Here is a 13103-nt window from a genome sequence, read left to right on the forward strand (position 1 = left end):
GGCATCGAACCTTGGGGCATCGATCCTTGGAGCGTCAATCCTGCGGCACGCCCGTGGTCAGGGCAAGGGCGTGCAGCACCCCGCCCATGCGCCCCTGGAGCGCGCCGTAGACCATCTGGTGCTGCTGCACCCGCGACTTGCCCTTGAAGGCCGCCGACACGACGGTGGCGGCGTAGTGGTCGCCGTCGCCGGCCAGATCGCGGATCTCGATCGTGGCGTCGGGCAGGGCCTCCTTGATCATCGCCTCGATCTCGCGGGCATCCATCGGCATCGGGGTCGTCTCCTATTCGAAATCGGCTTGCGGCGAAGGCATCCAGGATAGGTGAGCCCGTTCACTCCCACCCGCAACCTCATCCTGAGGTGCGACTGGAAGGGAGCCTCGAAGGAGGGCTCCAGAGACCGAGGCGATGTCTGGAGCCCTCCTTCGAGGTCAGTCCATCTTCGATGGACCGACACCTCAGGATGAGGTCGTGGGTGAGATCAAGCGCAAGGTGGGCTCGATGGGACGCTCAGGCCGCGTCGGCCGCGGGACCGGCCATGTAGCCCGGCAGCCAGCCCTCGTGCGCCGTGCGCAAGTCGTCGAGGGCGACGAGCTCGTCGCCCGGCAGGGTCAGCGAATCGGCGCCGGTGACGCCGATCACCGCCGCGTCGATCCCTTGAGCGCTGGCGCTGTAGAGCAGGTCGGCGACCGCGTCGGGCTCCACCGCCAGGAGGTAGCGGCCCTGGTCCTCGCCGAACAGGTAGGCGTGGGCCGGCACGGGCAGCGGGCATTCGGGCAGCACCGCGCCGATGTTGCCGGCGAGCGCCATCTCGGCGACCGCCACCGCGAGGCCGCCGTCGGAGAGGTCGTGCACGGTGTCGACGATCCCCGAGGTGATCAGCCCGCGCACGAAGTCGCCGTTGCGCTTCTCGGCGGCGAGGTCGACCGGGGGCGGCGCCCCCTCCTCGCGGCCGCAGACCGTCGCCAGGTAGGCCGACTGCCCGAGCCAGCCCTTGGTGGCGCCGATCAGCACCAGGGCGTCGCCGTCGCGCTTGAACGCGACCGTGGCGATCTTCTCCACGTCGTCGACCACGCCGACGCCGCCGATGGTCGGGGTCGGCAGGATGCCCACGCCCTCGGTCTCGTTGTAGAGCGAGACGTTGCCGGACACGACCGGGAAGTCGAGGGCGCGGCAGGCCTCGCCGATGCCCTGGATGCAGCCGACGAACTGGCCCATCACCTCCGGCTTCTCCGGGTTGCCGAAGTTGAGGTTGTCGGTGATGGCGAGCGGACGGCCGCCGACCGCCGTGATGTTGCGCCAGGCTTCCGCCACCGCCTGCTTGCCGCCCTCGACCGGGTCGGCCTCGCAGTAGCGCGGGGTGACGTCGGTGGAGATGGCCAGCCCCTTCGGCCCGTCCTCGACCCGCACCACCGCGGCGTCGCCGCCGGGCTTCTGCACGGTGTTGCCGAGGATGAAGTGGTCGTACTGCTCGTAGACCCAGCGCTTCGAGCACAGGTCCGGCGAGGCGACGAGCTTTTTCAGCGCGTCGACGTTGCGCATCGGCGCCGCGACGTCCTCGGGCCTGATCTCCGGCTGGTGGGCGTTCTGGCGGTGCGGCCGGTCGTAGAGCGGCGCCTCGTCGCCGAGCTCCTTGATCGGCAGGTCGGCGACGGTCTCGCCGCCGTGCTTGATGACGAAGCGGAGCGTGTCGGTGGTGTGCCCGATGATCGCGAAGTCGAGGCCCCACTTGACGAAGATGGCCTTGGCCTCGTCCTCCATGCCGGGCTTGAGCACCATGAGCATCCGCTCCTGGCTCTCCGACAGCATCATCTCGTAGGCGGTCATGCCGGGCTCGCGGGTCGGCACCGCGTCGAGGTTCAGCTCGACGCCGAGGTTGCCCTTGGCGCCCATCTCGACCGCCGAGCAGGTGAGCCCCGCCGCGCCCATGTCCTGGATCGCGATCACCGCGCCGGACGCCATCAGCTCCAGGCAGGCCTCGAGCAGCAGCTTCTCGGCGAAGGGGTCGCCGACCTGCACGGTCGGGCGCTTCTCCTCGGACGAGGCGTCGAAGGCGGCGGACGCCATGGTGGCGCCGTGGATGCCGTCGCGGCCGGTCTTCGAGCCGAGATAGACGATCGGGTTCCCCACCCCCGTGGCGGCGGCGTAGAAGATCGCGTCGGTCTTCGCGAGGCCGACCGCCATGGCGTTGACCAGGATGTTGCCGTCGTAGCGGGTGTGGAAGCCCACCGCCCCGCCGACCGTCGGCACGCCGAAGGAATTGCCGTAGCCGCCGATGCCCGCGACCACGCCCGAGACGAGGTGGGGCGTGCGCGGATGGTCCGGCGCGCCGAAGCGCAGCGCGTTGAGCGCCGCGATCGGCCGGGCGCCCATGGTGAAGACGTCACGCAGGATGCCGCCGACGCCCGTGCCCGCGCCCTGGTAGGGCTCGATGAAGCTCGGGTGGTTGTGGCTCTCCATCTTGAACACGCAGGCGAGGCCGTCGCCGATGTCGATGACGCCGGCATTCTCGCCCGGGCCCTGGATCACCCACGGCGCCTTGGTGGGCAGCGTCTTCAGGTGCAGGCGCGAGGACTTGTACGAGCAGTGCTCGTTCCACATCGCCGAGACGATGCCGAGTTCGGTGATGGTCGGCTCGCGCCCGATCAGCCCGACGAAGCGCTGGTACTCGTCCTCGGTCAGGCCGTGCTGGCGCACGAGCTCGGGCGTGATGGAGACGTCGTTGCGGATCATGCGGCATCCTCTCGCCGGTCGGGCGGCCCTGCTGCCCGTGCGCTTACTGCCTGATGGGACCGAAAGGCAACTCGCGACCGAGGGTCAGGCGGCTTGCTCGGGCCGCATGCCGCCGGGGGTCCGCGCGGTCCCGGCCGCCGGGGCCGCGGCCTGCCGGCGCCGGCTGCGGCGCCGACCGAGGTAAAGCAGCAACCCCGTCACCCCGAAGAGCGGCATGGCGAGCGCCGCCAGCGCGAACGCCACCGTGCCGACGGGCCCGAAGAAGCGGCCCTCGTGCAGGGCCAGCATGCTGCCGGCGAGCCGGGGCCCCAGCGCCCGCTCGGCGTAGAGGTCGCGGGAGTCGAGCGTGCCGTCGGGACGGAACCGCCACTCGTCGCGGGCCTGGAAATGCGCCGCGTCGGGCGCCACCGACCGGATGCGGATGGTCTCGCCGGCGCGGGCGGGGGCGAGCGTCGCGCTCGCGTAGCGCCCGCCCGTCGCCGCCGAGAAGGCCGCGAAGGCGGGGTCGAGGGGAACGGCCGCGGCCTCGCGCTTTACCGCCTCCCGGGGTCCCGCGATCCGCGCCGGTGCGGCGGCGGGCGGCCGGCCGGTGAGCAGGACGGTCGCCCCGTCGCGGTACCAGTCGTAGGACCACCACAGGCCGGTCAGCGCCATCACGAGGTAGAGCACGAGCACCCAGGTGCCGACGACCGCGTGCAGCGACCAGTACAGCGCCCGGCCGCGGCGGGCGAGCGCCGGCTTCAGCCAGATCCGCCAGTCGCGCCGGCCCTTCGGCCAGCGCAGGTACAGGCCCGACAGCGCGAGGTAGACGAGCGCGAGCGCCGAGGCGCCGGTGAGGCTGCGGCCCCAGCCGTCGCCGTTGCCGGGAAGCAGCAGCCAGCGGTGCAGCCGCAGCACCGCGTCGAAGAAGGCCTCGCCCCGCGCCGGCCCGAGGACCCGCCCGTCATAGGGGTCGACATAGGTCTCGGTTCCGCGGCCCGGCCCGTCGGCGAGCCGGACCCGCGCCGCCCGGTCGAGGGCGCCGTTCAGCACCATGAGGGTGACGCGGCGCCCCGGCGCGTCGCCCGTCAGCCGGGCGACCAGCGCGTCCGGCGTCAGCCGCGGTGCCTCGCGAACCTGGACCGCGACGATGTCGGGGCTGAGGAGGCCGGTGATCTCGTCCTCGACGCTCAGCACGCCGCCCGTCACCCCCACGACCATCAGCACGAGGCCGGCGGTCAGGCCGAGGAACCAGTGGAGCTGGAAGAGCGCCGATCTCGCGAGCGCCGCACTCACCGGGGGTGCCCCGCGCGGGCCGGCTCGGGCTGAATCATGGTCGGTATCCCCGTCGCGGGCGCCGGGCCGAACGAGCGCCGCCGGCCGCTCGCCGGCCGATGACCTGGATCACCGCGACGCTTAGGCCGGTGATGGAGCGCATGTCAACGGTTCTCGTTGCAATCGCGGGCACGGGTATAATTATAATCATTCCAATTTGTACGTTTTCCAAGCATACACGAAAAATAAAGACTGAAACATGCCGTGTCAGAGCCCGTTTGAACGGTCGATATCATTTATTCCACCAGCAACTTCATCCTGAGGTGTTGGCGATCGGAGATCGCACGCGATCTCTGATCGACTGACCTCGAAGGAGGGCTCCAGAAGCCTCCGAGATCACTGGATCCCTCCTTCGAGGCTCAGCGATCTTCGATCGCCCGCAACTCAGGATGAGGTGGAGGGTTAGGATACAAAATCCCCTCGCTATTGCGTCGATTCAAGTCAACCAGGCTCCCATACGGTTTGGATGATGATATATACGAATTTTTTTTGTCGTGATCGTTCGATTTTTTGGAGGCTCGATTGGAGCGGGCAGGTTCCGGGACGGCGTCGCATGTAACGCCGGGCGAGTGACCTCGGGCGGTCGCAGTTTCCTCTTGACGCGCTCGCGTCCCGCGCCGGACCTTTCGATCCGGCAACGCGGCACCGGCCCGGCAGGGACCCGAGACGACCGCGGCCGAGAGGAGAGGAAGCATGATGACCATTCGCGAGGCGCTGCGCGGCGCCGCCTTCGTCGTCGCGACCTGCGGCCCGGCCCTCTGCGGCCCGGCCCTCTGCGGCGCAGCCCTTTGCGGCGCAGCCGCCGCGCAGGAGACGGTCAAGATCGCCTTCATCGATCCGCTCTCGGGCGGCGGCGCCCCGACCGGAGAGGCCGGCCTGCGCCACTTCCAGTACATGGCCGAGGTGCTGAACGCCCGCCAGAAGGCGTTTCGCTTCGAGGTCCTGGCCTATGACAACAAGGTGAACCCGCAGGAGACCCTGATCGCCGCCCAGAAGGGCATCGATGCCGGGGCCCGGGTGGTGGTGCAGGGCAACGGCTCCTCGGCGGCCGCGGCGCTCACCGATTTCGTCGCCAAGCACAACGAGCGCAACCCCGACCGCCAAGTCATCTACATCAACTACGCGGCGGTCGATCCGTCGCTGACCAACGAGAAGTGCAACTACTGGCACTTCCGCTTCGATGCCAACTCGGACATCAAGATGGAGGCTCTGACGAACTTCATCAAAACGCGACCCGAGATCAAGAAAATCTATCTGATCAACCAGGATTACTCGTTCGGCCAGTCGGTGCGCCAGCAGGCGCGGGCGATGCTGAAGGCCAAGCGCCCCGACATCCAGATCGTCGGCGACGAGGTGACGCCGCTGCAGAAGGTCAACGACTTCGCCCCCTACATCACCAAGATCAAGGCGTCGGGGGCGGATTCGGTCATCACCGGCAACTGGGCGCAGGACATCAACCTGCTGCTCAAGGCGGCGGCGGAAGCCGGGCTGCAGGCGAGCTTCTACACCTACTATGCCGGAGGCACCGGTGGACCCACCGTGGTGCGCCAGACCGGCCTCGCCCACCGGGTGTTCGAGGTCAAGCAGGGCGGCGCCAACGAGGGCGATGCCGCCACGCAGGACTTCGAGGCGGCGTTCCGGGCCCGCACCGGCATCGGCTCGACCTATCCGCGCGCCTTCAACGCGATGAACGCGCTGCTCACCGCGATGCAGGAGGCCGGCTCGTCGGAGGCGCGCAAGGTGGCGCCGAAGCTCGAACAGGCGCGACTCAAGCCGTATGTCGGCAGCGAGGGCTTCGTGCGGCCCGACGACCACCAGTATTTCCAGACGATGTTCGTCTCGTCCTTCGGGCCGATGGAGCCCGGCATGCGCTTCGACGAGGAGGGCACCGGCTGGGGCTGGAAGATGGCCGGCCGGGTCGAGACCAAGGACACGCTGCTGCCGACCACCTGCCGGATGGAGCGGCCGAACTGATCGGGGCCGGGAACTAAGCAGACTTGCGTTGGCAGGCCAACGCTTCGCCCGCTTAGGTTCTTGTGTTGTCGCAGATTTTCGGCGTCGAACCGGTCACCACTTCGGCGAAATCTGCTTAGGGCTGAGGCAGCGCCTGCGAGGCCCGGTCCGCCTCCGCCAGCGCGTCCAGGAAGGCGTCCAGCATGGCGGCCGCGAAGGCCTCCATGTTGGCGGCCCGGTCGGCGAGGCCGGTCTCGAGGGTCGCGCGGCGCGGGGCCGGGCCGGCGACCGAGAGGCAGGTATGGCCGGCCGCGTCGCCGTAGCGGTTGCCGCGCGGGCCGGCGGCCCCGGTCTCGCACAGGCCCCAGTCCGCGCCGTGGCGCTCGCGCACCAGGGCGGCGACGCGTTCGGCATAGGGCTCGCTGGCGCTGCGCAGGCCCGCCATCCCGGCCTCGTCGAGGCCCAGCAGCGCGCGGCGCGCCGCACCGGTATAGACCACCGCGCCGCCGAGGAAGTAGGCCGAGGCGCCCGGCACCGCGAGCAGCGCGGCCGCCACGAGCCCGCCGGCGGAGGATTCGGCCACCGCGACGGTCTCCCGCCGCGCCGTGAGCCGGGCGGCGACGCGGCCGGCCCTGTCCAACTGTTCGCGCATCGTCCCGTCTCCCGCGGGGGCCCGCTCCGGCCGCAGCCTCTACTCGGTCAGGGCGCCGTCGTCGCCGCCGTTCGGCGCCTGCCGCACCCAGGCGTCGAGGGCCTTGCCGATCCCGACCCCGGCGAGGGCCACGAAGGTCATCGACCCGGCGATGTGGAGGAAGAGGTACGCATCAGACATCGAACTCACCCGACATGAGGGCTGGGCGGCAGGGCCGTGGCGGTTGCAAACCGCCCGGCCACGAGACCGTCGTCGCCCCGTGGTGTGGTGGAAGGCCGGAGCGGTCCGGCCTGCGGGAGCCGGCGGTGCCGGCGCGAGGGCGAGCCCGGGGGATCGCCTCGGGGATGAAGCCCATCCCGTTCGGGAGCGGTATCGCACCGCCTTTGGGCGGAACGATGGTCCCGATGTGGCAAGGCTAGCGCCGGCCACGCTCGATCCGCGGTGCGCTCGCGCACCCGGGGGACCGCCGGGTTCCGAGCCGGGTTCCGAGCCAGCTTCCTGGCGGCCGCCGGCGTCACGGCTCGGCCCGCCCGAGCACGCGCCCGGCGAGGGCGAGCCCGCTCAGATAGGCGAACTCGACCCGCGGGCCGAGGCAGCCGTCGCCGGCATAGCCCAGGCCCGTCTCCGGCGCGAACAGGCATGGGGCTCCGACCGCCCGCTCGACCTGGGCGTAGCGCCAGCGATGGGCGGCGGCGTGGCGCACCGTCCCGAGGGGGACGATGGCCCGCAGGGCCGCGACCAGCCGCTCGGCGACCGCGTCGGCGCCGTCCTCGAGGTTGGCGCGCGACCAGGCCGGTGCGGCGTGCGCCACTACGGTGCCGCCGCCGTCGCGGCCGGGCTTGGTGCCGTCGCGGGCGATCCAGGCGAAGACGGCGGCAGGGTCGTCGTCCTGCCGCGCCGGCGCCTCGAAGGGCGGCGGGCCGTCATGGGCGAGCATCAGCGTCCAGCACGGGGCGTAGCGCACCTCGGCAAGGCCCGGCAGGTCCTGGCCGCAGCCGGCCAGGAGCGCGAGGCCCTGGGACGAGGGGCAGGTGAGCAGCACGCGCGAGAAGGCGGCCCCGTCGGCGAGGGCCGTGCCGTCGGCCTCCTCCAACCGCCACCCGTCGTCCGCCCGCACCAGGCGGCCGACGGCGCGGCCGCAGGACAGGTCGATGCCGGCGAGGAGGTCGCGGGCCGGGGCCCACATGCCGGGGGTTCCGACGGACCGGTGGGGCCCGCCCCAGGGGGCGGCGACACCCCGGGCCGTCCAGTCCTCGACGCAGGCCGCGAAACGCGGGTCGCGGGCGGTGAAGAACTGGGCGCCGTGGTCGAAGCGCAGGCCGTCGGGCCCGCGTCTCGTCGCCATGCGGCCGCCGGGACCGCGGCCCTTGTCGAGCACGACGACCCGGTGCCCGGCATCGTGCAGGCGGCGCGCCGCCGCGGCCCCGGCGATGCCCGCCCCGATGATCGCGATGGTCCCGTCCCGGCCCAATTCCGTCGCTCCCGCCTTCCGACCGCGCCTTGAAAATTCGTGGCGTCAACGCACAACAATTCGCCGCGGTGCCAATCAATCGCGCAAAATCTCTTGCGTCAGGTGCGGAACTTTTCGCCGCCGGCTTGAGGCCTCGAACTTGCAGGCTTAAGGCCGCGCTTCGTCTTCAAGTCCGGGATTGCCGCTCCGTGCCGAACCTCGAAACCGTCGTCTGCGAGATCGCCGACGAGATGCGCCAGCGGACCGACCGCGGCGAGGTGGCGCGCTACATCCCCGAGCTCGCCCGGGTCGATCCGAACCAGTTCGGCCTCGCGGTGATCGGCGCCGACGGCACGATGGCGGCGGCGGGCGATTGCGACGTGCCGTTCTCGATCCAGAGCATCTCGAAGGTGTTCACCCTGACGCTCGCGCTCGGCATGGTCGGCGACCGGCTGTGGCAGCGGGTCGGGCGCGAACCCTCGGGCAGCCCGTTCAACTCCGTCGTCCAGCTCGAATACGAGCGCGGCATCCCCCGCAACCCGTTCATCAATGCCGGCGCGATCGCCGTCACCGACCTGATCCTGTCGGGCCACCAGCCGCGCGAGGCCTTGGGAGAAATCCTGCGCTTCATGCAGTACCTGGCGCAGGACCCCGCGATCACCATCGACGAGGCGGTGGCGGCCTCCGAGCAGCGCACGGGGTTCCGCAACGTGGCGCTCGCCAACTACATGAAGTCGTTCGGGGTGATCGACAATCCGGTCGAGTACACGCTCGGGGTCTATTTCCACCACTGCGCCATCAGCATGACCTGCCGCCAGCTCGCGGCGGCGGGGCGGTTCCTGGCGCATTCGGGCCGCGATCCGAGTACCGGCCTGTCGGTGGTGCAGGCCGAGCGGGCCAAGCGCATCAACGCCGTCATGCTGACCTGCGGCCATTACGACGGCTCGGGCGAGTTCGCCTACCGGGTCGGCCTGCCGGGCAAGAGCGGGGTCGGCGGCGGCATCCTGGCGGTGGCTCCCGGAAAGGCCTCGATCGCCGTCTGGGCGCCGGGGCTCGACGCCGCGGGCAATTCCCATCTCGGGCGCATCGCCCTCGAGCGGCTGACGAAGCGCCTCGGCTGGTCGATCTTCGGCGAGTAGGGGACTTCTCCGTCGTCCCTACGGCTGCCCGTCGTCCCTACGGCTTGCGCGAGCGCTCCTCGCGGATCGCCGCGTCGTGGTAGCCGCCGTTCGCCGGCATGATGTCGGGCGCGCGCTCGCGCGCGGCCGGGCTCGGGGCCGACCAGTCGTTGCGGCCGCCGCGGCTGCGGCCGCCGGCCGGAAACGCGTAGATCTTCGCCGTGCCGTGCGGGCTGGTGGTGCTCATCGAAAGGGCCTCCCGTGAGGGCCGCCGCGTCGCCGCATCGGCCTCTGAGATCGTGATGGAGTGTGCCTGGCGAATGCTCGGTTTGACCACGGAAAAATCAGTGGTTGGCTACAATTCGTGCATGCCCGCGCTTGCATCGGCGTTCGATTTGGCGGGTGTGGCGCAGCGTTGGGCGTCGTGGCGCCCTGGCGCGCAACTGAGCAGCGCCATGTCGCCCAAGGCGTGGAGCTTCTCGGGGCGAGATGCGGTTGGCAACGCCCCGTTCCGGCGATCGTTCCGGCCCCCGCCACGCCTTGGCCGGCGCTTGGCACGGGTCGTGCTAGGCAGGGGATGCCGCTGGCGGGTGATGGGCGCCACGAGGAATCATGGGCACCATCGGAACCTGATAGAGAGACGCGAGATGACCAAATACAAGCTCGAGTATATTTGGCTCGATGGTTACACCCCGACCCCGAACCTTCGCGGCAAGACCCAGATCAAGGCCTTCGACAGCTTCCCGACCCTCGAGCAGCTCCCGCTCTGGGGCTTCGACGGCAGCTCGACCCAGCAGGCCGAGGGCAGCTCCTCCGATTGCGTGCTGAAGCCCGTCCGCCACTTCCCCGATCCGGCCCGCACCAACGGCGTCCTGGTCCTGTGCGAAGTCATGATGCCGGACGGCAAGACCCCGCACCCGTCGAACAAGCGCGCCACCATCCTGGATGACGAGGGCGCCTGGTTCGGCTTCGAGCAGGAATACTTCTTCTACAAGAACGGCCGCCCCCTCGGCTTCCCCGAGACCGGCTACCCGGCGCCGCAGGGCCCGTACTACACCGGCGTCGGCTACTCGAACGTCGGCTCGGTCGCCCGCCAGATCGTCGAGGAGCACCTCGACCTCTGCCTCGCCGCCGGCATCAACCACGAGGGCATCAACGCCGAGGTGGCGAAGGGCCAGTGGGAGTTCCAGATCTTCGGCAAGGGCTCCAAGCGGGCCGCCGACGAGATGTGGATGGCGCGCTACCTGATGCAGCGCCTGTGCGAGAAGTACGAGATCGACATCGAGTACCACTGCAAGCCGCTCGGCGACACCGACTGGAACGGCTCGGGCATGCACGCCAACTTCTCGACCGCCTACATGCGGGACGTTGGCGGCAAGGCCTATTTCGAGAAGCTGATGGCGGCCTTCGGCGATGCCCGCGAGGACCACATCGCCGTCTACGGCCCGGACAACCACATGCGGCTGACCGGCAAGCACGAGACCGCCTCGATCCACACCTTCAGCTGGGGCGTGGCCGACCGCGGCGCCTCGATCCGGGTGCCCCACAGCTTCGTCAACAACGACTACAAGGGCTACCTCGAGGATCGCCGCCCGAACTCGATGGGCGACCCCTACCAGATCGCCTCGCAGATCCTGAAGACCATCTCGACCGTCCCGACCGAGGTCTCGGCCGCGGCCTGAGACCCGGCGACTCGGTGAGACATGGAACGGCGCGGGTCCCGACGGGCCCGCGCTGTTCCGCGTTGGGGTGGTGCGGGATCGCGGGGCTCCGCCGGGTGATGAAACGCCCGCGGGGCGTCCGTCCTCACGCGGGCGGCAAGATTGTTCAGAGCCTGTTTGACTTGCGACGACACAATCGCGAGGGGATTTTCTATCCTACCCTCGACCTCATCCTGAGGCACGAACGCAGTGAGCCTCGAAGGAGGGATCCAGTGATCTTGGATGCTTCTGGAGCCCTCCTTCGAGGTTGGTCGATCAAGATCGACTAGCACCTCAGGATGAGGTTGCTCGTGGGATATAGTATATCGATCGGCAAAACACGCTCTGAGATCAAGCGTGGGATCCCCTCTCCCACACGGGAGAGGGGGGAAGCGCCAAGATTTTTCCCGGACGGTCTTTAGCCCGCAGGAAGAAGACAGGCGCCCATGTCGGGTCCGACGTTGCAGGCTCAGTACGTCGCCCGGCCGCCCGACACATCGAACACTGCGCCGGTCGAGAACGAGGCCTCCTCGCTCGCCAGGAAGCAGATCAGCGACGTCACCTCGTCGATGGCGCCGAAGCGGCCGATCGGGATCTTCGACAGCATGAAGTCGATGTGCTGTTGCGTCATCTGGTCGAAGATCGCGGTGCGCACCGCCGCCGGCGTGACGCAGTTCACCCGGATCTCGGACTTCGCCAATTCCTTTCCGAGCGACTTCGTCAGCCCGATCACCCCGGCCTTGGAGGCCGAGTAGGCCGAGGCGTTGGGGTTGCCCTCCTTGCCGGCGATCGACGCGACGTTGACGATGCGGCCGTAGCCGCCCGCCTCCATCGCCGGCACCGCGGCGCGGTTGCAGTAGAACAGGCCGTTGAGGTTGACGTCGATCACCCGCTGCCAGGCGTCGACGGGGTAGTCGCGCAAGGTGGTGTTCGGCCCGGTGATGCCGGCGCTGCACACCAGCACGTCGAGCCGGCCGCCGAGCGCCGCAAGGGTCCCGGTCATGGCGGCCTCGACCGCGGCGGCGTCCGCGATGTCGATCGCCCGCGCATCGGCGGCGCCGGATTCGGCCTTCGCCGTCTCCAGCGCCTCCGTGTTTAGGTCCCACAGCGCCACCGTCGCGCCCTCGGCCCTCAGCCGCGCGGCGACCGAGAGCCCGATCCCCGAGGCGCCGCCGGTGACGAGGGCGGTGCGGCCCTCGAAGCGGTTCGGGAAGGATCTGGGGGAGGTCATGGCCTCACGCCTCCCGGCGCTGCCAGGCGGTCACGTCCTGGCGCTGCTCGCCGAGCTTCTCGATGCCGAGCGTCATCACGTCCCCGGCCTTGAGGAAGACCGGCTCGGGCTTCATCCCCATGCCGACGCCCGGCGGCGTGCCGGTGGTGATGACGTCGCCGGGCATCAGGGTCATGAAGCGGCTGACATAGGAGACGATCTGCGCGCAGGTGAAGATCATCGTCCGGGTGTTGCCGGTCTGCATGCGGCGGCCGTTGAGGTCGAGCCACATGTCGAGGTTCTGCGGGTCGCCGACCTCGTCGGAGGTCACGAGCCAGGGGCCGACCGGCCCGAACGTGTCGCAGCCCTTCCCCTTGTCCCAGGTGCCGCCGCGCTCGATCTGGTACTCGCGCTCCGAGACGTCGTTGACGAGGCAGTAGCCGGCGACGTGATCGAGCGCCTGCGCCTCCTCGACGTAGGCGGCGCGGGTGCCGATGACGATGCCGAGCTCGACCTCCCAGTCGCTCTTGACCGAATCCCTGGGCAGCATCACCGGGTCGTTCGGGCCGGACAGCGAGCTGATCGCCTTCGTGAAGACGATCGGCTCCTTGGGCACCGGCAGGTTCGATTCGGCGGCGTGGTCGGCGAAGTTGAGCCCGATGGCGATGAACTTCGCCACGTTGGCCACCGGCGTGCCGAGGCGCGGCGCGCCGTCCACCACCGGCAGGCTCGCGACGTCGAGCGCGGCGAGGCGGGCGAGGGCGTCCTTGCCGAGCGCCGCCGGGCCGAGATCCGGCAGGTGGCCGGACAGGTCGCGGATGCGGCCGTCGCCGTCGAGCAGGCCGGGCTTCTCCTGGCCCGCCGGGCCGTAGCGCAAGAGCTTCATGGGCGTGTGACCTCCGTCGTGAGGCGCGCTGCGGCGCACCGGGTTCGGGCGTGGCCGGGACGGGAGGCCGTTCGCGGCGGTCGCTCGC

At 70.1% G+C, this 13103-nt stretch carries 12 protein-coding genes; 3 read left to right on the forward strand and 9 right to left on the reverse strand.

Going from position 1 to position 13103, the window contains the following annotated elements; all coding sequences use genetic code 11:
* Positions 1-34: 34 nt before the first annotated feature.
* The 3 genes from BMX97_RS08505 to BMX97_RS08515 all read right to left on the reverse strand — a co-directional run bounded on the left by BMX97_RS08505 (position 35) and on the right by BMX97_RS08515 (position 4007).
* On the reverse strand, positions 35-271 hold the full coding sequence (locus BMX97_RS08505; protein WP_048426957.1) for a BolA family protein: 237 nt from the start codon (positions 269-271) through the stop codon (positions 35-37).
* Between the two features lie 238 nt (positions 272-509).
* Entirely contained in the window at positions 510-2732 is a 2223-nt protein-coding gene (gene purL, locus BMX97_RS08510) for a phosphoribosylformylglycinamidine synthase subunit PurL (protein WP_091748073.1), read from the reverse strand.
* An 84-nt stretch (positions 2733-2816) separates the two neighbouring features.
* Entirely contained in the window at positions 2817-4007 is a 1191-nt protein-coding gene (locus BMX97_RS08515; protein ID WP_244538343.1) for a PepSY-associated TM helix domain-containing protein, read from the reverse strand.
* A 732-nt stretch (positions 4008-4739) separates the two neighbouring features.
* On the opposite strand from BMX97_RS08515, the gene BMX97_RS08520 reads away from it, so the two are divergent.
* Positions 4740-6020 (forward strand): branched-chain amino acid ABC transporter substrate-binding protein, encoded by a 1281-nt coding sequence (locus BMX97_RS08520; protein ID WP_244538344.1) that lies wholly within the window; start codon positions 4740-4742, stop codon positions 6018-6020.
* Between the two features lie 115 nt (positions 6021-6135).
* On the opposite strand, the gene BMX97_RS08525 is transcribed toward BMX97_RS08520, so the two are convergent.
* From BMX97_RS08525 to BMX97_RS08530, 3 genes are all read right to left on the reverse strand, one after another.
* The gene (locus BMX97_RS08525; protein ID WP_091748076.1) at positions 6136-6651 is read right to left on the reverse strand and encodes a CinA family protein; all 516 of its coding nucleotides are present in this window, start codon (positions 6649-6651) and stop codon (positions 6136-6138) included.
* A 39-nt stretch (positions 6652-6690) separates the two neighbouring features.
* Positions 6691-6831: a hypothetical protein gene (locus BMX97_RS32750; protein WP_177202162.1), complete on the reverse strand. Its 141-nt coding sequence runs from the start codon at positions 6829-6831 to the stop codon at positions 6691-6693.
* A gap of 334 nt (positions 6832-7165) precedes the next feature.
* Positions 7166-8122, reverse strand: coding sequence for an NAD(P)/FAD-dependent oxidoreductase (locus BMX97_RS08530; protein WP_091748080.1), 957 nt, complete (start codon positions 8120-8122; stop codon positions 7166-7168).
* Positions 8123-8310: 188 nt separating this feature from the next.
* Between BMX97_RS08530 and BMX97_RS08535 the strand changes: the two genes are divergently transcribed.
* A complete protein-coding gene (locus tag BMX97_RS08535; protein WP_091748083.1) occupies positions 8311-9240 on the forward strand; it encodes a glutaminase in 930 nt (309 codons plus the stop codon).
* 37 nt (positions 9241-9277) lie between these two features.
* Here the strand turns inward: BMX97_RS08535 and BMX97_RS08540 are convergent, their stop codons facing one another.
* Positions 9278-9466 carry a DUF2735 domain-containing protein gene (locus BMX97_RS08540; RefSeq protein ID WP_091748086.1) on the reverse strand — a complete coding sequence of 63 codons (189 nt, stop codon included), beginning with the start codon at positions 9464-9466 and terminating at the stop codon, positions 9278-9280.
* 400 nt (positions 9467-9866) lie between these two features.
* On the opposite strand from BMX97_RS08540, the gene BMX97_RS08545 reads away from it, so the two are divergent.
* Positions 9867-10901 (forward strand): glutamine synthetase beta-grasp domain-containing protein, encoded by a 1035-nt coding sequence (locus BMX97_RS08545; RefSeq protein WP_060847111.1) that lies wholly within the window; start codon positions 9867-9869, stop codon positions 10899-10901.
* Positions 10902-11388: 487 nt separating this feature from the next.
* On the opposite strand, the gene BMX97_RS08550 is transcribed toward BMX97_RS08545, so the two are convergent.
* A complete protein-coding gene (locus BMX97_RS08550; RefSeq protein WP_091748090.1) occupies positions 11389-12150 on the reverse strand; it encodes an SDR family NAD(P)-dependent oxidoreductase in 762 nt (253 codons plus the stop codon).
* Between the two features lie 4 nt (positions 12151-12154).
* Positions 12155-13015 carry a 2,4-didehydro-3-deoxy-L-rhamnonate hydrolase gene (locus BMX97_RS08555; RefSeq protein ID WP_091748093.1) on the reverse strand — a complete coding sequence of 287 codons (861 nt, stop codon included), beginning with the start codon at positions 13013-13015 and terminating at the stop codon, positions 12155-12157.
* Positions 13016-13103: the final 88 nt, after the last annotated feature.

The organism is Methylobacterium sp. ap11 (genome assembly GCF_900110515.1).
In the GTDB taxonomy this organism is placed as follows: domain Bacteria; phylum Pseudomonadota; class Alphaproteobacteria; order Rhizobiales; family Beijerinckiaceae; genus Methylobacterium; species Methylobacterium ajmalii.

Excerpts from the sequence above, each read along its gene's own strand:
- BMX97_RS08505 (WP_048426957.1), bottom strand. The coding sequence starts at position 271 with ATGCCGATGGATGCCCGCGAGATCGAGGCGATGATCAAGGAGGCCCTG.
- purL (WP_091748073.1), bottom strand. The coding sequence starts at position 2,732 with ATGATCCGCAACGACGTCTCCATCACGCCCGAGCTCGTGCGCCAGCAC.
- BMX97_RS08520 (WP_244538344.1), top strand. The coding sequence starts at position 4,740 with ATGATGACCATTCGCGAGGCGCTGCGCGGCGCCGCCTTCGTCGTCGCG.
- BMX97_RS08525 (WP_091748076.1), bottom strand. The coding sequence starts at position 6,651 with ATGCGCGAACAGTTGGACAGGGCCGGCCGCGTCGCCGCCCGGCTCACG.
- BMX97_RS32750 (WP_177202162.1), bottom strand. The coding sequence starts at position 6,831 with ATGTCTGATGCGTACCTCTTCCTCCACATCGCCGGGTCGATGACCTTC.
- BMX97_RS08540 (WP_091748086.1), bottom strand. The coding sequence starts at position 9,466 with ATGAGCACCACCAGCCCGCACGGCACGGCGAAGATCTACGCGTTTCCG.
- BMX97_RS08545 (WP_060847111.1), top strand. The coding sequence starts at position 9,867 with ATGACCAAATACAAGCTCGAGTATATTTGGCTCGATGGTTACACCCCG.
- BMX97_RS08550 (WP_091748090.1), bottom strand. The coding sequence starts at position 12,150 with ATGACCTCCCCCAGATCCTTCCCGAACCGCTTCGAGGGCCGCACCGCC.
- BMX97_RS08555 (WP_091748093.1), bottom strand. The coding sequence starts at position 13,015 with ATGAAGCTCTTGCGCTACGGCCCGGCGGGCCAGGAGAAGCCCGGCCTG.